Annotated in this window: 19 protein-coding genes; 8 read left to right on the forward strand and 11 right to left on the reverse strand. The window is 70.6% G+C overall.

The annotated features are described in order from the left end of the window. Positions 1-7 precede the first annotated feature (7 nt). The 7 genes from AC07FT_RS17860 to AC07FT_RS17890 form a co-directional block, all read right to left on the reverse strand. Positions 8-343 carry an RRQRL motif-containing zinc-binding protein gene (locus AC07FT_RS17860; RefSeq protein ID WP_479177016.1) on the reverse strand — a complete coding sequence of 112 codons (336 nt, stop codon included), beginning with the start codon at positions 341-343 and terminating at the stop codon, positions 8-10. Next, positions 340-1,974, reverse strand: a complete 1,635-nt coding sequence (locus tag AC07FT_RS17865) for a DUF2637 domain-containing protein (protein ID WP_479177017.1) — start codon at positions 1,972-1,974, stop codon at positions 340-342. Before AC07FT_RS17865 ends, AC07FT_RS17860 begins: the two co-directional genes overlap by 4 nt. Next, on the reverse strand, positions 1,971-2,639 hold the full coding sequence (locus AC07FT_RS17870; RefSeq protein ID WP_479177018.1) for a GGDEF domain-containing protein: 669 nt from the start codon (positions 2,637-2,639) through the stop codon (positions 1,971-1,973). Before AC07FT_RS17870 ends, AC07FT_RS17865 begins: the two co-directional genes overlap by 4 nt. Beyond that, entirely contained in the window at positions 2,636-2,953 is a 318-nt protein-coding gene (locus tag AC07FT_RS17875) for a hypothetical protein (RefSeq protein ID WP_479177019.1), read from the reverse strand. Before AC07FT_RS17875 ends, AC07FT_RS17870 begins: the two co-directional genes overlap by 4 nt. Continuing rightward, positions 2,938-3,819 (reverse strand): DUF4097 family beta strand repeat-containing protein, encoded by an 882-nt coding sequence (locus AC07FT_RS17880; protein ID WP_479177020.1) that lies wholly within the window; start codon positions 3,817-3,819, stop codon positions 2,938-2,940. Before AC07FT_RS17880 ends, AC07FT_RS17875 begins: the two co-directional genes overlap by 16 nt. A 102-nt stretch (positions 3,820-3,921) precedes the next feature. After that, positions 3,922-4,092, reverse strand: coding sequence for a hypothetical protein (locus AC07FT_RS17885; protein WP_479177021.1), 171 nt, complete (start codon positions 4,090-4,092; stop codon positions 3,922-3,924). Positions 4,093-4,105: 13 nt separating this feature from the next. Continuing rightward, a complete protein-coding gene (locus tag AC07FT_RS17890; protein WP_479177022.1) occupies positions 4,106-4,234 on the reverse strand; it encodes a hypothetical protein in 129 nt (42 codons plus the stop codon). 615 nt (positions 4,235-4,849) lie between these two features. Here AC07FT_RS17890 and AC07FT_RS17895 point away from each other — a divergent pair. After that, entirely contained in the window at positions 4,850-5,236 is a 387-nt protein-coding gene (locus tag AC07FT_RS17895) for a GntR family transcriptional regulator (RefSeq protein WP_479177023.1), read from the forward strand. A 217-nt stretch (positions 5,237-5,453) separates the two neighbouring features. Here the strand turns inward: AC07FT_RS17895 and AC07FT_RS17900 are convergent, their stop codons facing one another. Both AC07FT_RS17900 and AC07FT_RS17905 read right to left on the reverse strand, forming a co-directional pair. Beyond that, complete coding sequence (locus AC07FT_RS17900) at positions 5,454-6,017, reverse strand: flavoprotein (RefSeq protein WP_479177024.1); 564 nt, start codon at positions 6,015-6,017, stop codon at positions 5,454-5,456. After that, positions 6,014-7,249, reverse strand: a complete 1,236-nt coding sequence (locus AC07FT_RS17905; RefSeq protein ID WP_479177025.1) for a helix-turn-helix domain-containing protein — start codon at positions 7,247-7,249, stop codon at positions 6,014-6,016. Before AC07FT_RS17905 ends, AC07FT_RS17900 begins: the two co-directional genes overlap by 4 nt. A gap of 369 nt (positions 7,250-7,618) precedes the next feature. Between AC07FT_RS17905 and mtrA the strand changes: the two genes are divergently transcribed. The 6 genes from mtrA to AC07FT_RS17935 all read left to right on the forward strand — a co-directional run bounded on the left by mtrA (position 7,619) and on the right by AC07FT_RS17935 (position 15,323). Beyond that, the gene (gene mtrA / locus AC07FT_RS17910; protein WP_030250475.1) at positions 7,619-8,296 is read left to right on the forward strand and encodes a two-component system response regulator MtrA; all 678 of its coding nucleotides are present in this window, start codon (positions 7,619-7,621) and stop codon (positions 8,294-8,296) included. A gap of 1 nt (position 8,297) precedes the next feature. Continuing rightward, positions 8,298-10,346 carry an MtrAB system histidine kinase MtrB gene (gene mtrB / locus AC07FT_RS17915; protein ID WP_479177026.1) on the forward strand — a complete coding sequence of 683 codons (2,049 nt, stop codon included), beginning with the start codon at positions 8,298-8,300 and terminating at the stop codon, positions 10,344-10,346. Beyond that, the gene (locus AC07FT_RS17920; RefSeq protein WP_479177027.1) at positions 10,336-12,195 is read left to right on the forward strand and encodes an LpqB family beta-propeller domain-containing protein; all 1,860 of its coding nucleotides are present in this window, start codon (positions 10,336-10,338) and stop codon (positions 12,193-12,195) included. Before mtrB ends, AC07FT_RS17920 begins: the two co-directional genes overlap by 11 nt. Positions 12,196-12,377: 182 nt before the next feature. Continuing rightward, complete coding sequence (locus tag AC07FT_RS17925; RefSeq protein ID WP_479177028.1) at positions 12,378-13,181, forward strand: ComF family protein; 804 nt, start codon at positions 12,378-12,380, stop codon at positions 13,179-13,181. 314 nt (positions 13,182-13,495) lie between these two features. Next, entirely contained in the window at positions 13,496-14,188 is a 693-nt protein-coding gene (hpf, locus tag AC07FT_RS17930; protein WP_254748172.1) for a ribosome hibernation-promoting factor, HPF/YfiA family, read from the forward strand. Positions 14,189-14,573: 385 nt separating this feature from the next. Further along, positions 14,574-15,323, forward strand: coding sequence for a response regulator (locus tag AC07FT_RS17935; protein ID WP_254748174.1), 750 nt, complete (start codon positions 14,574-14,576; stop codon positions 15,321-15,323). A gap of 24 nt (positions 15,324-15,347) precedes the next feature. On the opposite strand, the gene AC07FT_RS17940 is transcribed toward AC07FT_RS17935, so the two are convergent. Together AC07FT_RS17940 and AC07FT_RS17945 are read right to left on the reverse strand one after the other, a co-directional pair. Continuing rightward, the gene (locus AC07FT_RS17940; RefSeq protein ID WP_479177029.1) at positions 15,348-16,532 is read right to left on the reverse strand and encodes a winged helix-turn-helix domain-containing protein; all 1,185 of its coding nucleotides are present in this window, start codon (positions 16,530-16,532) and stop codon (positions 15,348-15,350) included. Positions 16,533-16,678: 146 nt separating this feature from the next. After that, positions 16,679-17,302 (reverse strand): GNAT family N-acetyltransferase, encoded by a 624-nt coding sequence (locus tag AC07FT_RS17945; protein WP_479177030.1) that lies wholly within the window; start codon positions 17,300-17,302, stop codon positions 16,679-16,681. A 236-nt stretch (positions 17,303-17,538) separates the two neighbouring features. Here AC07FT_RS17945 and secA point away from each other — a divergent pair, with 236 nt between their 5' ends. Continuing rightward, positions 17,539-20,382 (forward strand): preprotein translocase subunit SecA, encoded by a 2,844-nt coding sequence (gene secA / locus AC07FT_RS17950; protein ID WP_479177031.1) that lies wholly within the window; start codon positions 17,539-17,541, stop codon positions 20,380-20,382. Positions 20,383-20,520: the final 138 nt, after the last annotated feature.

Consider the following 20,520-nt stretch of genomic DNA (forward strand, 5'->3'; position numbering starts at 1 on the left):
TTGCAGGTCAGGCGGCGAGACCGAGCGGGTAGGCGCAGGTCACGCACATGCCGAGCGAGGGCGGGATGATGTATCCGGCATCGCGTCGGCAGGCCGGGCAGGTGCGGCGGGCCGCGTTCGCCTTGGCCAGCGACGCCCACCGCGCCGGTGTCATCGGCCGGACCGGCTTGGCGAGGTCGATGCGGTACAGGTAGGCGACCAGCCGCCCGCGCTCGCGGCGGGGCCGCTGGAGCTCCGCGACGACGTCCTGGCCGCCGGGGCGCAGGTCCATCGCGCGGAGTTGTCGGCGTGTGGCCAGTCCGTCCGGTGCCAGGTGCCACCGGTAGACCGGCAGGGCGGTCATGAGCGGTCGGCGCCGTTGACGGCGGCCAGGGTGCGCGGCTGGTGCGCGGTGAGCTGCGCGGCGCGCGCGGCACGGAAGTCACGCAGCCAGTTCCGCGCGTTCCCCGGATCCACCGAGCACAGCTTCGCCAGGTCTGCGGCGCTCGGCTCGCTCCCGTGGCCGCAGGTGACGGAGTCGAGGTAAAGCTGCCATCCGGCCTGCTTGGCCTCAGACTTGAACACCGGGTCCGGATCGCTGCCCGCGTGCTCGGCCACGTCCCCAAGCAGCCGATCCCGCAGTGCGGCAACTTCCTCGACCTGGTCCCTGACCTGCTGCAACGCGGTCTGCGCGGCACCGTGTGCCTGCTGGAGCGCGTCCGCGTCGGCGGTCAGTTCGTCCAGCCGCTGCTGCTCGCCGTCCACGGTGGTGCGGATCTGCTCGGCCTCCTGCTGCGCGGCGTTGATCAGGTCCTCCGCGCGCTTCCGCGCGGCCTGCTCGGCCTGCCGCGCAGCCTCCACCGCACCGTCCACGCCCTCCCGCTGCTGAAGGAGCGCGGCGTGTTCCTCACGGACCGCTTCGAGGTCGCGCTGCGCGGTGCTGAGGGTGTCTTCCGCGCGCTTCCGCGCGGCCTCTGCCTCTTCCCGCGCGTCTTCCGCGCGCCGCTGGGCCGCTTCGGCTTCCTGCCGCGCGGCATCCGCGCGCTCAGCCAGCGCCGAGGACTCCAGCCGCTGCGCGGCCGGCGTGACCGCCAGGTCCTCGATCATCCCCAGGACTGCCGGGGCGTCCGCGAAGTTCAGGCGAGCCACCTCGTCCGCGCGGGTGAGTGCGGCCAGACGGCGCACCAGCGCCAGTGACTGGCCGGTGTCGGTGGCGACGTCGGCACGGTCCAGCGCCTTCTGCGCCCGGCCCCGCAGCCGCCGCAACCGGCGCTGCACTCGACGTGAGCTCCTGCCGGATGACCCGGCTTCCAGGGCCAGGCGGAGGCGGTAGACGCGGTGCGCGGCCCGCTGGGCGAGAGCGGCGCGGGCGACGGCGGAGGAGGAGGTGCGGGCGTCCAGTCCCAGCAGGGCGAAGAGTGCTGCCCATGCGTGCTGCCAGAGCAGTGCCACCAGCCGGGCCGGGCCCGGCCGGGCCGCATCGTCCTGGTCGGGCCGCTCGCGGTGCAGCTTGCTGCGCAGTTGCAGTTCGATCAGCCAGGCGGCCAGGCCGGGGATGGCGGCCAGGACCGGGCGGGCCCACCAGTTCGGGGCGTGGACGGCGTTCATGGCGGCGGAGAAGCTCACCAGGAGCCAGGCGGTGCGGTGCATCAGCCGCAGCTCCGGCGTCCACCCCTGCTTGGGGTCGGCCGTGCGGTACATCATCACCAGCAGGGTCATCTCGGCCGCGTCGAACACGGCGACGAACGCCACCGCCAACGGATCCGGAAGCCCGGCCGTGTCGGTGGCGAACCCCCACAGGCCGTGGACGGAGACCGCGACGCCGCCGAGGGCGACAACGGCCTGGGGGCCGATGCCGGACAGCCACACAGACTCCCGCAGCCGCCCCACTGTCCACACTGCCAGCGCGAGCGCCAGCACGGCACCGGCCAGCGGAGCGACCCAGGACAGCCAGCCAGGTGCGGCCGGAAGCAGGTCAAACAGCCAGGCCGTCACGACGCACCCCCATCGAGTTCGAGCTCGAAGTCGGTGCCGCGACGGCCGGCGCGGCGGCCGTTGACGGTGCGGTAGCTGGGGGTGAGCGTGTGCTTGATGCTCCAGCCACCGCCGGTCTGCTTAGCCCCGTACATGGCCTCATCCGCCGCCCGCAGCGCGCTCGACAGATCAGGAGCGGGGTCGTCGGAGGTGTGGGGGTAGGCGCCGATGGAGGCGCCCAGGGGCAGCGGCAGCTCGTTGTACGTGATGACGGAGCACAGCCACTGGTGCAGGTGGGTCAGCTCCCCGCGCAAGGTGTCGGCATCCGGGCAGTGGATCGTGGCGGCGAACTCGTCCCCGCCCAGCCGCGCGACGGTGCCCAGCGGCTCGGCCCACTGGGCCAGCCGCTGCCCCGTCTCGCGGATCGCGGTATCACCGGCCGCGTGCCCGTGAATGTCGTTGACCTGCTTGAAGCCGTCCAGGTCGATGACCAGCACCGCCACCATGCCCTGCTGGGTCTTGCGCAGCATGCGGGCGGCGCTCTTCTCGAACGCGGTACGGCGTGGCAGGCCGGTCAGGGCATCGCGCCCGGCGCGGTCGACCAGGTGCCGCTGCCACAGTCCGTGGACGGTCCACCCGACGGCCACAGGGGCGGCGGCGGACAGGGCGGCGAGGGTGTTGCTCATGCCGCCGCCTCCTGCACCGAGGAAGTGCGCTCGTGGGCGGCCGACTTCCGCAGGGGAACCGTCCCGCTCAGCTCCTTGGCGTAGCGGGCGTCCCAAGCGGCAATCTCGTCACCGTCGGCGGCGGCCTGGCGCAGGTCCCGCAGGACCTCCCGCGCGACAGCCAGCCGCGCCCGGCGGTCCTTGGCCGACTCCGGGCGCGGCGGACCGACGAACAGCTCATGGTCCAAACCGACAGGGCTCGTATCGAACCCGAAAGCCAGCTCCTCGAACTCGGAGACGCTGACGGCCTCCTGATCTCCTATGAATGTGCGCATGGCGAAAGCTCCGATGGATGGATGGGCAGGTGAGCCGGGGCGGCGAGCTGTCTCTGGCCGGAGGCCGCCGCCCCGGGGCGGGGGTGGGAGATGGTCAGGCGGCGGTGTGGCCGCTGACGCTGTGGACGCGGGGGTTGAGGTGCCGGGCGCCGGTGACGCGTACGTCGCCGGAGATGGACCGGGCGGTGATGAACCCGGTCGCCGTGGGGGTGGCGGTCAGGCGGATGTCGCCGCTGGTTGGTCGTGGCGTTGGCGGTGTCGCCCCGGTAGGAGAAGACCCGCACATCCCCGGAGACGCTCTGCGCGAGCAGTTCGCCGGTCACGGTCTCGACCTCGACGTCTCCGGAGGTGGTGTGAGCCTCCACGACGTGGGCGGTCATGGCGGTCACGTCGCCGGAGACCGAATGGACCGTGAGGCGGGCGAGCTTTCCACACACGGTGGTGTCGGCCGAGGTGGTGACGACCGACAGGCTCGACTGTGCGGGAAGCGTGACGATCGCCTCGATCGGCCGGATCACCGGCATGGTGCTGCCGCCGCTGACGAGCTGCCCGTTGATGAAGGTCAGCCCGGTGACCACCTGGCCGAAGGCGATGGTCCCGGCGGTCTGGGTGACGCGGCTGCCGCCTCCGCTCATCATCACGGAACCGGAGATCTCGAGGACCTGGACGGACATCTGCCGCCCGCTGGTCTGGCTGGTGGCCCGGCGCACCGCGTCGGCGCCGGGCCCCGAGGTGTCCTCGGTCCGCAGGATCACGCGGGCCCGCTCCACCTCGTGGTCCACCGTCACGGTGATCCGGCCCAGGGACAGCGCCAGGTTCAGGACCACGGCCCCGGTGTTGTCAGCGTTGAAGACGTGCTCAACCACTGTTCGTCTCTCCCTTGAGGATGAATCGATCAGAGAGCCGACAGGGCGGCCGCATCCCTGGTTCACGGGTGCGGCTGCCCTGTCGGCGGGGTGCGCGGTCGGTTAGTGGCTACGTCCCCAGGAGCCGCCCGCGGCGTTGCCGTCGGTGCGGGCCTGGCCGGACTGCTCACGGGCCGCTGCCTGCGTCTCGGGGCTGTTGTGCTGCTGGTAGTCCCGGCGGGCATCCGCCTGCATCTGTGCGACCGTGGGGGACTGTTCGCTGCTGCGGTGCATGGCGCTTCCCCTCTCAGCCGCGCTTGATCTTGGCGCTGGACTCGCTGCGCTGGTTCTGCTCGGCGTTCTTGCGAGCCAGGTCCTCCCACTCCGCCTCGGTGAGCTGGGTGGTGGCGCCGGGGATTCGGGCAGGCTGGTTCATCGGGAGCCTCCCGCCCGGACGCGCCGCAGGGCCTCGTCCATGTCCGGGTCGCTGTCGCCGGGGTTCGCGGCGAGGATGCCGCGTGTCATGCTGGTGATCACAGGTTCCTCCGATTCAGGTGCCTGTACGCGGTCCTCGGGGTGCCTCCCGGGGGCCGCATCTGTTTGACCTCTCTCACGAGTGGCCACAGCCACCCGGCACCCGTCGCAAGGTGCGCGGCTGTCGGGGACTGTGAGCACTGGTGCTCAGCCCGGGGTTCGTGCGCTCCGGGCAAAGGTTCTGCGGTCTCAGATCACGCAAGTGCCGGCACCGCCGTGAGGGGCGGAGCCGGGCAGGTCACCCGGCCCGACATGGGCGGTCGGGGTGGTGACACTGCACCCATCGACCACACGTGTTCATGCGGCTGGGTCGGCACTCTGTGGAGTTCTCAAGCAACGAGCGCTGCCTTCGGGCCCGTTTCACGGGGCCCTCCGGGCGCGTTTGTGCAGGTCAAGCACGAGCTGTCGGCCCTTGGGAGGCCGGGTGGCGTCGCAATTTCAGATTGACCTAGGTCAATCTGAATGTCAAGGCGCTTCGCCGGACCAGGGATTGACCTAGGACAGCTACGCTCGTGACATGGAGCTAAGCCCTGACGCGCCGAAGCCGACGGCCAAGGAGATTGCCGCGAAGTTCCGTGAGGACATCGCGAACGAGGTCTACGCGCCGGGCGACCGGTTGCCTGCGGCCCGTGGGCTCGCGAAGAAGCTCGGCGTCCAGCTCATGACCGTGCAGAGCGCCTACGGACAGCTCCGGTCCGAAGGGCTGGTCATCACTCAACAGGGGCGCGGGACGTTCGTCCGCGACCCCGCCGTGCCCCTCGGCACGGAATCTGGCAGTAGCCCAGCGTTCACCGCGCTGGCGTCGGAACTCAGCACGATTCACGAGACCCTCCGACAGCTCGGTGACCGACTCGATCGCCTGGAGCGGCTTGTCGAGGGCAACGGGACTCCGCCCGCTCAATGAGCGTGTCGGCGCGGCTCAGCAGGGTCTCTGCTGTCGCTCGCGCGGTACGCAGACTCGCTTTGATCAAGGCGAATTCGGCGGCAGTCATGCCCAGTTCAGTGGTGCGGTGCTCGTTGCTCCCTGACATGCCAATGAGCATGCAAGCGCAAACGGCAGAGGACCCGGACAGAATGTCCGGGTCCTCATGTCTGTGCAGGTCACAGGTGTTGACGACTTCTCAGGTAGCCACTTCGTTGGCTGCGTCGAGCACGGCCGCCCACGGCAGATCGCGGCCAGATGGTGCCTCACGCGGCTCGTACAGCGGCCAGATATCTGGCCCGTATACAAGCCGTACGTCCCCCGCCCGGAGCGTGGCGAGGTGCCCCGACCACGCGGGATGCCGCGCGTGCGCCGCGTTGACGCGGGGGAAGACCACGACCGGTAGGCCGATGGTGCCGATCGCTTCGCAGACCTGTGTCAGTGCCTGGTTGTCAGCGACGCCGGTCGCCAGCTTGGCGACGGTGTTCGCGCTCGCCGGGGCCACCACGTAACAGTCCACCTGGGGGTGCGGCCGTGCCTCACCCGGCAACCGCGGCGCGTCCCGCACGGGGAGCCCGGTCACCTTCTCCAGCCGCTCGACTTCGCCGATGGCACGCAGCCACTCACCTGCGGTCGGAGTCAACGTCACGGCTACCTGCCAGCCGCGCGCAAGCGCAGGTTCGACCAGCCCCGTACGCAGCGACTCCACCCCGCCGGCACCCGTGGCCACGACCCCGAGGACTCCGCGCGTCTTCGTACTCACTGCACCGCCTTGCATCGCTGGGCCATCGCGAACAGCTCGGACGAGCGAGCGCCCCCGGTGACCGGGGCCTGTTTGATCAGGTCTCGCAGCGTCTCCCGCACACGAGGATTGTTGCGCACGAGCTGCGGCGATGTGCCTTCGGCCGTCCGCAGCTCGGTGAAGGCATCGTCCCCCTTACCCGCCAGCGTGAGCGCGCGGGCGAAGTCGATGCGATGGGACACACCCCGTTCCGGCGGCATGTGGTCCACGTCGATGTCTCCGTGCTCCACGACGTACGAGACGTTCTCAAGGTCCAGCTCGGCCGACAGCTTGTGCAGCAGGACGTTCGTCGGTCCAAAGCTGGTCTGCCAGTGGTTCTCATCCGAGCCAAGCCGGTCCGCCAGGGTCTCGGCCCGGCCGAGCAGGTTCGTGGCGGTCGCTCGGTCCTGGTGGCGCGCCGCAGCGATGGCTGCCCGCAGGTGGATCATGCCCAGCAGACTCAGCGCGGCCGGGTCGTCCTCTTCTATACGGGACGACAGCCAGACCGCCGTGGTCTCGCCCAGCTCCATGGCGTCGTCGTATCGGCCGTTGGCCAAGAGGGCGTGCGTGCCTGAGCGGGCAGCCGAGGCCAGCACGAGGGGATCCCCCGATTCATCCGCGGCCCGCATGGCCCGCTCGGCGGCGAGCCACGAGATATCGGATTCGCCGATCTTCGCCAGCGTCGTTGCGGCCAGGTGGTGAGTGCGGGCTGAGACGGCCCAGCAGTCTCGCCGCTCCTCCGGTGAGCGCGCGGCCCGGTCCTCCAGTTCCTGGGCGGTCTGGAGGAGGCCGGGGAGTGCGGCCACCACCTTGCCCAGGCTGCCGGTCTGGTAGTCGCTCCAGCGCTGCTCAACGATGGGTGCCACCGGCCCCGGTACCGGTAGCTGCGCATCGGCTTCCGGGCCGAACAGCAGCCGGGAAAGTCGGCGCGGGCTCATGAGCGCGTCGCGCACGGCCGGGACGTCGTCTTGCTGCTTCTCGTCCTCCAATAGGGACGGCTGCCCGATGAGGTCTCCGAGCGGCACTCGGAGGACGCGGGCGAGTTCGGCGAGCTTGTCGATGCGGGGCGGCTTGCGGCGGCCCCGTTCGACCTTGGCCAGCCAGTCGGTGCTGTGGCCCACGAGCCCGGCCAAGACCTCTTGGGTGTAGCCCCGCCGGTTGCGGTAGAAGGCGATTCGTTCCCCGATGCTCAGGTGATCCCCAAGACCACGCATTGCGTGCTGCCTCCTCGGGCGACTGTGGCTTTCATCACGTTACCGATCCACCCACAAGGCGGACAGGTCTCCTCGTCCGTTCCCTGGTGTGGGGCCAGGATGAGCGCTACAACAGGGCAGCGACCCGGACAGACTGCCCGGGTCGCTGCGGTCATACGTATCGGGTTCGCCCGACTGTTTCCGACGCAGTGCGGCAACAATGGTGTGAGCTGCCCGCTCCACCGGCGGGACCGCGCTGACATCCACGACTGACATCAACAGCGACAGGACCCCACCGACAGTGACCGACACCAGCCGACAGCACTCCCTGGGCAGTGATCCAGGACATCCTGCTCTATTGACCAGATGCGAAAATGGGATGATGTCGATATGAAGGGACGCGTCCTTGTCGTCGACGACGACACCGCACTGGCAGAGATGCTCGGCATCGTGCTGCGTGGCGAAGGCTTTGAACCGTCGTTCGTGTCGGACGGCGACAAGGCCCTAGCCGCCTTCCGCGAGGCCAAGCCTGATCTGGTGCTGCTTGATCTGATGCTGCCCGGCAGGGACGGCATCGAGGTGTGTCGGCTGATCCGGGCCGAGTCCGGGGTGCCGATCGTCATGCTCACGGCCAAGAGCGACACCGTCGATGTGGTGGTCGGGCTGGAGTCCGGCGCCGATGACTACATCGTCAAGCCGTTCAAGCCGAAGGAGCTGGTGGCCCGGATCCGGGCGCGGCTGCGGCGCTCCGAGGAGCCCGCGCCCGAGCAGCTGGCCATCGGCGATCTGGTGATCGATGTGGCCGGGCACTCGGTGAAGCGCGACGGCCAGTCGATAGCGCTGACACCGCTTGAGTTCGATCTTCTGGTGGCCCTGGCCCGTAAGCCGTGGCAGGTGTTCACCCGTGAGGTACTGCTGGAGCAGGTGTGGGGCTATCGGCATGCCGCCGATACCCGCCTGGTGAATGTGCATGTGCAGCGGCTGCGCTCCAAGGTCGAGAAGGACCCGGAGCGGCCGGAGATCGTCGTGACCGTGCGCGGTGTCGGATACAAGGCCGGGCCCAGCTGAGATGTCACGTGGTGGTACGGCTCCGCAGTCCGGTGGACCGGGGGGCGGGGTTCCGGAGGGCGCCCGTACGGGGCGTCCTGACCCGGCGGGTGAGATACCGCTGCTCCGAAGGTTGTGGAGCGGCGGGCATCTGCTGCCCGACGGGGCGTCCGGAGGGCCGGCCCATCCGTTGATCCGGTTGTTCGGACGGTGGGTGCACCGTCCGCTGCTTCCCGCCGCCCGGCTGTGGCGGCGGAACATCCAGCTGCGCGTGGTCGCCACCACCCTGCTGATGTCGCTGGGCGTGGTGATCCTGCTGGGCCTGGTGGTCATCGGCCAGGTGCGCAACGGTCTGCTGGATGCCAAGCGGCATGCCGCGCAGGGCCAGGCCGCCGGTGGGTTCGAGGTGGCCGAGCAGATGGCCGACCGCTCAAGTGACAGCCGGGGCCAGGACGGCGCGAGTGCCTCCGGCCGTGGTGCGCAGGATTCCGGCGCCTGGCTGAACGCGCTGGTGGAGCAGCTTGCCAGTGGTGGCAAGGGGGCGTACTCCGTGATGGCGCTCAGTTCGGACTCGGGTGAGACGACCTATGTCTCCAGCCGTGGTCCGCGCGCCTCCGGTGATGTCCGGCCCGACAGCGTTCCCGCCGATCTGCGCAAGCAGGTGGACGAGGGGACGGCACCGTTCGAGCGGTACGGCAGGATCGTGCACGCCGCGTCCGGCGGGGCCGAGCCCTCGCTGATCATCGGCAAGCGGCTGGACGACAACCGTGGTGACGCGTACCAGCTGTACTACCTCTTCCCGTTCACCCAGGAGGAGAAGTCGCTCAGCCTGGTGAAGGGCACGCTGGCCACGGCCGGGGTGTTCGTGGTGGTGCTGCTCGGCGCCATCGCCTGGGTGGTGGTCCGGCAGGTGGTCACACCGGTGCGGATGGCCGCCGGGATCTCCGAGCGGCTGGCGGCCGGGCTGCTCCAGGAACGGATGAAGGTCACCGGCGAGGACGACATCGCCCGGCTCGGTGAGTCGTTCAACAAGATGGCGCAGAACCTCCAGCTCAAGATCCAGCAGCTGGAGGAGCTGTCCCGGATGCAGCGCCGCTTCGTCTCGGATGTCTCCCATGAGCTGCGCACCCCGCTGACCACGGTGCGGATGGCCGCCGATGTGATCCACGAGGCGCGTGAGGACTTCGATCCGGTGACCGCGCGTTCGGCGGAGCTGCTGTGGGGCCAGCTGGACCGGTTCGAATCGCTGCTCGCCGATCTGCTGGAGATCAGCCGTTTCGACGCGGGTGCGGCGGCCCTGGAGGCCGAGCCCATCGATCTGCGCGATGTGGTGAACCGGGTGGTCGACGGGGCCGAGCCGCTGGCCGAGGCCAAGGGCACCCGGATCGTGGTGCGCGGCGCGGAGGCCCCGGTCATCGCCGAGGCGGACGCCCGCCGCGTGGAGCGGGTGCTGCGGAACCTGGTGGTCAACGCCGTGGAGCACGGTGAGGGCCGCGATGTGGTGGTACGGCTGGCGACGGCGGGCGGCGCGGTCGCGGTCGCCGTGCGGGACTACGGCGTCGGGCTCAAGCCCGGCGAGGCGACCCGGGTGTTCAACCGCTTCTGGCGGGCCGACCCGGCCCGTGCCCGTACTACTGGCGGCACCGGTCTGGGGCTGTCGATCGCGGTGGAGGACGCCCGGCTGCACGGCGGCTGGCTCCAGGCGTGGGGCGAGCCGGGCGGCGGTTCGCAGTTCCGGCTGACGCTGCCGCGTACCACCAGCGACACCCTGCGTGGTTCCCCGATCCCGCTGGAGCCCGAGGACTCGCGGCGCAACCGCCGTCCGGACGATGCGGCTCCGGCGCGGCCCGCGGCGGAGCGGCTGGCCTCGGTGCCTGCCCAGCCCCGTTCCGGGCTGCCCGCCGGTGAGCTGCTGCCGCCTGCCGAGGCCCCTGCGCCGTCCGCCGATCCGACCGCGCTGCCGGGGAGCGGCGCCCGGGTGGTGCGCGGTGCGCAGGAGGCGTCGCAGGGCTCGTCGGCCGTCCGGCCGGCGCCACAGAACGAAGGGGAGGGCCGCCCTCGTGGGCGATGACCGTGCCGATCACCATCTCTTCCGTCGACGCTGGGGCGTGAGCACGGCTGCCCTGGCCTCCTGTGGAGTGCTGCTGCTGACCGGCTGCGCCTCCATGCCGGACAGCGGGGATGTGCGGCGGGTCGATTCCTCGCCGCGCTCCGACGTCGATTCGCAGGTGCGGGTGTACGGGGTGAGCCCGGGCAAGGGGGAGCAGCCCGCCGAGCTGGTCTCGGGCTTCCTGGAGGCCACCACGAGTGATGAGGCGAACTTCGCCACGGCGAAGGAGTACCTCACCAAGGGCGCGGCGGAGAGCTGGGACCCGTTCGCGCGCACCACGGTGCTGGCCCAGGCGCCGGAGGTGCGGGTGGAGACCGATCCGGGCGACCGGGACGGCGGCGGGAAGACGGTGGTGCTGTCCGGCAAGCGGATCGCCAGTGTGGACGCCGCGCACGCCTACCAGCCCGATGAGGCGCGGTACGAGGAGCGCATCCACCTCACGCTGAGCGGTTCGGAGTGGCGGATCGACGGACCGCCGCCGGGGCTGGTGCTCGGCGAGTCCGACTTCGAGCGCATCTACCGCTCGGTCAACAAGTACTACTTCGCCAAGCTGGGCCCGGACGCCGAGGACTCCCGGGTGGGGGACAACGTCCTGGTGGCCGATCCGGTCTATCTGCGGCGCCGTATCGATCCGCTGACCTCGACGGTGAGTGCGCTGCTGGACGGTCCGACGGGCTGGCTGGACGGGGTGGTCAGCACCTCGTTCCCGACCGGTACGGCTCTTGGCCGGCGTGGCGAGAAGCTGTCGCTGGACGATTCGAACTCGCTGCGGGTCCGGCTCAACGACCGGGCGGCGAACATCAGCCGGAGCCGCTGTGTGCGGATGGCGGCGCAGACGCTGTTCACGGTGCAGAACCTGGGCGAGGGATCGTCCGAGGTCAGCTCGGTGAAGCTGGACCGGCAGAACGGGTCGGAGCTCTGCTCGCTGTCGAGCGACGCGGCGCGCGCGTATGCGCCGGACTTCGTCAACGGCCAGCCCCGCCATCAGTACTTCGTGGACTCCGAGCACCGGATGGTGCGGCTGTCCGACGACGAGGACCGGCCGCGGCCGGTGCCGGGTCCGTTCGGCGCCGACGGCGCGGGGCTGGGTGCGGTGGCGGTCTCGCGCGATGAGCGGGACGCCGCGGGCGTCACGTCGGACGGCCGGTCGCTGTACGTGACCGGGCTGACGCCCGGTGCCGAGCGCGGCCGGGCCCTGCTGCACAGCCAGGGCGGCAGCGCCGAGCACGGGCTGACCACGCCGAGCTGGGACGGTCTGGGCGGTCTGTGGGTGGCCGACCGCGATCCGGAGCGGCCGAGGCTGCTGCGGCTGCGCGGTGGCACCGGTCAGGCGGACGAGGTCCGGCTGCCGAAGCTGGGCGGTGGCCGGATCACCGCGCTGCGGGTGTCCGCCGACGGCACCCGGATCGCCATGCTGGTCAAACACGCGGGCCACACCACGCTGCGGCTGGGCCGGATCGAGCGGAAGGGCACCGCGGAGGAGCCGAAGCTGTCGGTCCAGGGGGTGCACACGGTGGCGCCCAAGCTGGAGAACGTGGACACGGTCTCCTGGGCGGGGGACAGCCGCCTGGTGGTCGCGGGCCGGGAGTCGGCCGGTGTGCAGCAGCTCCAGTACGTGGAGACGGACGGTTCTCCGGCGGACGTGCCGGAGGTGCCGGGGCCGAACGGGGTGGAGGCGATCACCGCCTCCGAGGACCAGACCCGGCCGCTCCTCGCGCAGACCAGGGAGAACGGCATCGTGCGGCTGCTGCCGGACACCGACTGGAAGACCGTGGACGAGGAGGGTACGGCCCCGGTCTACCCGGGCTAGCGGGCGGCTGGGCCCCTCGTGGGCCGCGCGGGGGCCGTCATCTCCCGTGGCCAGGCCCGCGCCACGGGGGCCACTGGGCCGCGGATCGCCGGGACCTGCGCGCAGGGGACGCCGGTTGTCCACATGTGCGCGGATATCCACAGGGGGTGGCGCACCGGCCCGGCCGCCGGGACAGTGGAGCCATGCGGGGCTGGTGGCAGGAGATGACCGACCTGGTGCTGCCGGCGGACTGCGCGGGTTGCGGTCGGCCTGGTGGCACCTTGTGTGACCGATGCGGGGATGTACTGCGGGGATGCGGGCCGCGACGGGTGGAGCCGAGTCCGGTGCCGCCGGGGCTGCCGGTGGTCCATGCGGCGGCCGAGTACGCGGATGAGGTCCGGGCGGTGCTGCTGGCGCACAAGGAGCGTGGTGTGCTGCGGCTGGCGGGGCCGCTGGGCGAGGCGCTGGCGGGCGCGGTGCGGACGGTGTGCTCCCGGCCGGGCAGACCTCGTCCGGACCGTCCGGGCGGGCCGGTGACCGGACCAGGGCCCGGCAGCCCCGGTAGACCGGTGCGGAGCGGGCCGGGGCGGCTCAGACCGGCGTGGGGGCCCGAGGGGCCGCTGCTGCTGGTACCGGTGCCCTCGGCGCGGCGGGCGGTGGGAGCCCGGGGCCATGATCCGGCGCGGCGGATCGCGCTCGCGGCGGCAGGTGTGCTGCGCGGCGCGGGGTGTCCGGTGCGGGTTCCCCCGGTGCTGCGGCAGGCGCGCAGGGTACGCGATCAGTCGGGTCTTGGCGCGCGGGACCGGCTGGTGAACGTATCGGGTGCGCTGGGGGTGGTTCCCGGCGGTGGGCGGCTGCTGTCCACGGGCCCGGCCGTGCTGGTGGACGACCTGATGACGACCGGTGCTTCGCTCGCCGAGGCGGCGCGGGCGGTGTCGGCGGCGGATGGCCTGGTCGTCGGGGCGGCGGTGGTGGCCGCGCCCCCCGATTGCCTCATCCGGAACTGAATACGAAGTCGCATCGTTGCAGGTGGTGAGGGCAGCAAAGCACCTGTTCGGAGGTACGTGCCGGTAGGGGGTGCCGACATCCGTCCAGGCGAGCTATGTTCGGTTGTGAGGAATGGCTAGTGCTATGACTCACAAATCCGCTTGGCGTGTTTTGCCTGCATTCTCGTGAGCCGTGCATCAAGTGGGGTGGAGTCGTCCCCCGTGGGAAGGAGGAGTCGAAACCGCCAAGTCGGTGGCTCCGGAAGACGCCGGGGCCTAGTGCACAAGGGATGAAGCTCCGGCCGAGCCGGAGTCACCCGGGAACGGAGTTCTGCGTGGACATCGTCGTCAAGGGCCGGAAAACAGATGTGCCCGAGCGGTTCCGGAAGCACGTGGCCGAGAAGCTGAAGCTGGACAAGATCCAGAAGCTCGACGGCAAGGTCATCAGCCTCGACGTCGAGGTGTCCAAAGAGCACAACCCGCGGCAGGCCGACCGCTCGGACCGAGTGGAGATCACCCTCCGCTCCCGTGGTCCGGTGATCCGGGCAGAGGCCGCGGCAGCCGATCCGTACGCAGCGCTGGACCTCGCGGCCGGCAAGCTGGAGGCACGGATGCGCAAGCAGCACGACAAGCGCCACACCCGACGTGGCAACGGTCGCATCCCGGCCAGTGATGTGGCCGTGACCGTCCCCAACGCGGCGCGCATCAACGGGCATGGCGAGATCGCCGCCCAGCGCACGGCCGTGGACACCGTCCCCACCACTCGGATGGGCCCCCTCGAGGTGCAGGGTGAAGGCCCGCTGGTGGTCCGGGAGAAGACCCACGCCGCCGCCCCGATGACGCTCGACCAGGCCCTCTACGAGATGGAGCTGGTCGGGCACGATTTCTATCTGTTCGTCGACTCCGACACCAACCGGCCGAGCGTCGTCTACCGGCGGCACGGCTATGACTACGGGGTGATTCATCTTCAGCCGGAGGCGTTCGTGGGCGAGGAGCCCGGCGGCGCGGGAGGTGCCCTCGGCGGCTGACCCGTCCGGGGCGTAGACATCAGCAGGCGGGATCGCGCGGCCGGGTGCCGCGCGATCCCGCACGACCGACCAGGGTGTGCGACCGAGCACACTGGACCGCCGGATCTGAGTGCAACAGCCCAGTGCGTACGTACTCCTGGCTGTGCACACGCAACGGATCCGGTCATGGATGCATACGGGGGTGGACGATGTGATGCCCCGGAGCGCCCATGCGCCCCCCGGGGCTTCTCCGTGCGACCACGGCGGGACCATTCCGCCGCCCGGGCATGAAATCATGGCCCCTCGAACGGCCAACCGGCGCAGCGAGAGGACTGGTTGATGCCGTACCGCACCGAGCACCACAGTGTGCAGACCGCAAGGGCCATGGCCTTCAGGGGGAGGAACGATGGCGGACAGCTTCGGGCCCGTCTCCGGCCACAGCGATGATCATGTCATCGCCTCGGACCGGGACGAGTCGCGCGGTGAGCCGCGCAAGGAGCCGATTCGGGTCCTCGTGGTGGACGACCACGCCCTCTTCCGGCGTGGGTTGGAGATCGTCCTCGCCCAGGAGGAGGACATCCAGGTCGTCGGCGAGGCCGGGGACGGCGCCGAGGCCGTGGACAAGGCGGCGGATCTGCTCCCCGACATCGTCCTGATGGACGTGCGGATGCCCAAGCGGGGCGGGATCGAGGCGTGTACCTCCATCAAGGAGGTGGCACCCAGCGCCAAGATCATCATGCTGACGATCAGCGATGAGGAAGCCGACCTCTATGACGCGATCAAGGCCGGGGCCACGGGCTATCTGCTGAAGGAGATCTCCACCGACGAGGTCTCCACCGCGATCAGGGCGGTTGCCGACGGTCAGTCGCAGATCAGCCCGTCGATGGCGGCCAAGCTGCTGACCGAGTTCAAGTCGATGATCCAGCGCACCGATGAGCGGCGGCTGGTGCCCGCGCCCCGGCTCACCGACCGTGAGTTGGAGGTGCTCAAGCTGGTGGCCACCGGGATGAACAACCGGGACATCGCCAAGGAGCTGTTCATCAGCGAGAACACCGTGAAGAACCATGTCCGCAACATCCTGGAGAAGTTGCAGTTGCACTCCAGGATGGAGGCCGTGGTCTACGCGATGCGGGAGAAGATCCTCGAGATCCGGTGAGCCGGACCGCCCCCGGCGGGGCGGTCAGCCGACCGCCGCCGCAAGGGGCGCCGCCAGCTGCGGGCGGTCGACGCGCTCGATCCGCACCGCGTCACAGCCGACCCAGCCGGCCGCCTCCCGCAGCGCCTCGGCCATCGGGGCCACCGCCTTCGCCGACTCCAGCGACACCTGCCGGGCCACCAGCGTCCGGCCCTCGCGCGCCGGGTCCACCCGGCCCAGCAGCCGACCGCCGGACAGCAGCGGCATGGCGAAATAGCCGTGGATCCGCTGGGGCTTGGGCACATACGCCTCCAGCCGGTGGGCGAAGCCGAAGATCCGCTCGGTGCGGGCCCGGTCCCATATGAGCGAGTCGAAGGGCGACAGCAGCGTGGTGCGGTGCCGTCCGCGCGGGGTGGTCGCCAGCGCCTCCGGATCGGCCCAGGCCGCCTTGTCCCAGCCCGCGACCTCCACCGGCACCAGACCGGAGTCCGCGATCACCGCGTCCACCTGCTCACCCTTGAGCCGGTGGTAGTCGGCGATGTCCGCCCGCGTCCCCACTCCCAGGGACTGCCCGGCCAGCCGGACCAGCCGCCGCAGACACTCCGCGTCGTCCAGGTCGTCATGGAGCAGGGTGTCCGGCACCGCGCGCTCGGCCAGGTCGTACACCCGCTTCCAGCCGCGCCGCTCGACACACACCACCTCGCCGAACATCAGCGCCCGCTCCACCGCGACCTTGGCGGCCGACCAGTCCCACCACGGGCCGCCGTTCTTGGCGCCGCCCAGCTCGGTCGCGGTCAGCGGGCCGTCCGCGCGCAGCCGCTCGATGACCGTCCCGTACGCCCCGTCCGGCAGGTCGTGGTTCCAGTGCGGACGGGTGCGGTAGGCGCGGCGGCGGAACGCGAAGTGCGGCCACTCCTCGATCGGCAGCACACAGGCCGCATGCGACCAGTACTCGAAGGCGCCGGTGCCGGTCCAGTACGCCGACTCGACCGCCGGACGGCCGACCGCGCCCAGCCGTGCGTAGGGGATCAGCTCGTGCGAGCGGGCCAGCACCGAGATCGTGTCCAGCTGCACCGCGCCCAGATGACGCAGGACGCCGCGCACCCCGCCGCGCCGGTCGGGGGCGCCCAGCAGGCCCTGGGCGCGCAGCGCGATCCGGCGCGCCTCATCGGCGGAGAGGGTGTACTCGGGCTTGCGGTCCGCTCCGGACCCGGGCGCGGGATTCGTCATGCGCGCCACCGTAACCGGCCCCACTGACAACGCCCGCCGGCGCCGTTCGTACCGCCCCCGGAGCCCCCTGCGGCGCGCCCGCCGTCAACGGCTCTGTCGACGGCCCCGTCAACGCCCGCCGTCAACGGCCCCGGGCGTGAGCCCCCTCAGACCGCCGTCGGCTCGTCCGACCGGTCCACCGGAGCATGGGGGTGGGGGAGATAGGGGGTGGCCGACGGCAGCCGCCAGTCCGAGGGCAGCAGCGCGCCCCGCCAGGCGTCCCGCCGGGTCCCCCGGTGGACGATCCGCGCCCGGTCCGTCCCCTCCATCCGGAAGCCCGCCGCGAGCGCGACCGCGCGCGAGCCCTCGTTCCCCGCCTCGCAGCACCACTCCAGGCGCTCCACCCCCAGCGTGGTGAACGCCCACTCGATCACCGCCCGCGCGGCCTCACCGGTGTAGCCGCGCCGCCGGTGTCCGGGCACCGTCCAGTAGCCGAGCTCGGCCTGGTGCTCCGGTCCGTACAGCCGCTCCAGCCGGACCAGCGCCATGGCACCCACCAGCACCTCGTCACCCTTGGTGAGCACCGCGAAGTCGTACGCGGCGTCGTCGCGCCAGTTGTCCGGCACGGTGCGCCCGGTGAATTCCTCCGCGTGCCCGCGCTCGTACGGGGACGGCACCGGGGTCCAGCGCTGGATGTCGGGGTCCTGACATGCGGCGAAGACCGCGCCCGCGTCGGAGGACCGGAAGGGGCGCAGGACGAGGCGCTCGGTGGTGAGGGTGACGGGCTCCATCCAGCCGAGTCTGCGTTCCTCCGGTCACTCACCGCGAGCGGTTTTCCGGAATCGGGGCACCTGGAGCCCGTCTCGGGCGTTGAAGGGGTGAGGTGACACCTGGTCCTCGTGGTGACGGACCTCCCGGCGTGGCGGGGTCTGTCTTACGATGGCCGTTGCGGCGGGGCCTGTGCCCCTTGACAATGCCGCGCCAGCGCACCCGACCGCCAGGCCCGACCGGCAAGGAGCCAGCCTACGTGTCCGTTCTCAACAAGCTCATGCGTGCAGGCGAAGGAAAGATCCTGCGCAAGCTGCACCGCATCGCGGACCAGGTCAATTCCATCGAAGAGGACTTCCTGTCCCTCTCCGACGCCGAGCTGCGCGCCCTCACCGACGAGTACAAGCAGCGGTACGCGGACGGCGAGAGCCTGGACGACCTGATGCCGGAGGCGTTCGCCACGGTGCGCGAGGCCGCCAAGCGGGTGCTCGGCCAGCGCCACTACGACGTCCAGCTGATGGGTGGTGCCGCCCTTCACCTCGGCTATGTCGCGGAGATGCGCACCGGTGAGGGCAAGACCCTGGTCGGCACCCTCCCGGCGTATCTGAACGCGCTGTCCGACAAGGGCGTCCACCTGATCACGGTCAATGACTACCTGGCCGAGCGTGACTCCGAGTGGATGGGCCGGGTGCACAAGTTCCTCGGCCTCGAGGTCGGCTGCATCCTCGCCAACATGACCCCGGCGCAGCGCCGCGAGCAGTACAACTGCGACATCACCTACGGCACCAACAACGAGTTCGGCTTCGACTACCTGCGCGACAACATGGCGTGGTCGCAGGACGAGCTGGTGCAGCGCGGCCACAACTTCGCGATCGTCGACGAGGTCGACTCCATCCTGGTGGACGAGGCCCGTACGCCGCTGATCATCTCCGGTCCGGCCGACCAGGCCACCAAGTGGTACGGCGACTTCGCCAAGCTGGTCACCCGGCTGACCAAGGGTGAGGCGGCCAACCTGCAGAAGGGCCAGGAGGAGACCGGCGACTACGAGGTCGACGAGAAGAAGCGCACCGTCGGCATCCACGAGTCGGGCGTCACCAAGGTCGAGGACTGGCTGGGCATCGACAACCTCTACGAGTCCGTCAACACCCCGCTGGTCGGCTACCTCAACAACGCCATCAAGGCCAAGGAACTCTTCAAGAAGGACAAGGACTACGTCGTCATGGACGGCGAAGTCATGATCGTTGACGAGCACACCGGCCGTATCCTCGCGGGCCGCCGCTACAACGAGGGCATGCACCAGGCGATCGAGGCGAAGGAAGGGGTGGACATCAAGGACGAGAACCAGACCCTCGCCACGATCACCCTGCAGAACTTCTTCCGCCTCTACGGCAAGCTCTCCGGAATGACCGGTACGGCCATGACCGAGGCCGCCGAGTTCCACCAGATCTACAAGCTGGGCGTGGTGCCGATCCCGACCCACCGCGATGTGGCCCGGATCGACCAGTCCGACCTCATCTACCGCACCGAGGTGGCGAAGTTCGACGCGGTCGTCGACGACATCGTCGAGAAGCACGAGAAGGGCCAGCCGGTCCTGGTCGGCACCACCTCGGTGGAGAAGTCCGAGTACCTCTCGCAGCAGCTCGCCAAGCGGGGTGTGCCGCACGAGGTGCTCAACGCCAAGCAGCACGACCGGGAGGCGACGATCGTCGCCCAGGCGGGCCGCAAGGGCGCCGTCACCGTCGCCACCAACATGGCGGGCCGCGGTACCGACATCAAGCTCGGCGGAAACCCCGACGACCTCGCCGAGGCCGATCTGCGCCAGCAGGGCCTGGACCCGGTGGAGCACTCCGAGGAGTGGGCGGCCGCGCTGCCCGCCGCCCTGGAGAAGGCCGAGGCCGCGGTCAAGGCCGAGTTCGAGGAGGTCAAGGAGCTCGGCGGGCTGTATGTGCTGGGCACCGAGCGCCATGAGTCGCGCCGGATCGACAACCAGCTGCGCGGTCGTTCCGGCCGTCAGGGCGACCCCGGTGAGTCCCGCTTCTACCTCTCGCTCGGCGATGACCTGATGCGGCTGTTCAAGGCGCAGATGGTCGAGCGCGTCATGGCGATGGCCAATGTGCCGGACGATGTGCCGATCGAGAACAAGATGGTCACCCGCGCCATCGCCTCCGCCCAGTCCCAGGTCGAGCAGCAGAACTTCGAGACCCGTAAGAACGTCCTGAAGTACGACGAGGTCCTGAACCGGCAGCGCGAGGTCATCTACGGCGAGCGCCGCCGGGTCCTGGAGGGCGAGGACCTCCAGGAGCAGGTCGGCCACTTCATGGACGACACCATCGACGCCTACATCCAGGCGGAGACCGTCGAGGGCTTCGCCGAGGAGTGGGACCTCGACCGGCTGTGGAGCGCGTTCAAGCAGCTCTATCCGGTGAAGGTGACCGTGGAGGAGCTGGAGGACGAGGCGGGCGACCGTGCCGGGATCACCGCCGAGTTCATCGGCGACTCCATCAAGGACGACATCCACGAGCAGTACGCGGCCCGCGAGGAGCAGCTCGGCTCCGAGATCATGCGGGAGCTGGAGCGGCGGGTCGTGCTGTCGGTCCTGGACCGCAAGTGGCGTGAGCACCTCTACGAGATGGACTACCTCCAGGAGGGCATCGGGCTGCGCGCGATGGCCCAGAAGGACCCGCTGGTCGAGTACCAGCGCGAGGGCTTCGACATGTTCCAGGCCATGATGGACGGGATCAAGGAGGAGTCGGTCGGCTATCTGTTCAACCTGGAGGTCCAGGTCGAGCAGCAGGTCGAGGAGGTTCCGGTCGAGGACGGCGCGGAGCGGGCCGAGGCCGCCGACGTCCAGGACGCGGTTCCGGCGGGCGCGCCCGCCGGCGCGGCCCCGGCGCGGCCCGAGATCCGCGCGAAGGGCCTGGAGGCCCCGCAGCGGCCGGACCGGCTGCACTTCTCCGCCCCGACGGTGGACGGCGAGGGCGGCGTCGTGGAGGGCGACTTCACCAACGGTGAGACGGCTCCGGCGCCGCGTTCCGAGGCCGACGGACTGACCCGGGCCGAGCGCCGCAAGGCCAACAAGGGCGGCCGCCGCCGCAAGAAGTGACACGCGGGCGGATCTGAGCAAGCACGGCCGGGGGGGGGGGGGGGGGGGGCCCCCAGCCCCCACACGTCCCGGCCCCAGACCTCTTCACTCCACCCACACCCCCCCACACCCCCTGACGCGCCCCCAGCCTCCTCAACC

This window comes from Streptomyces sp. NPDC045899 (assembly GCF_056431485.1).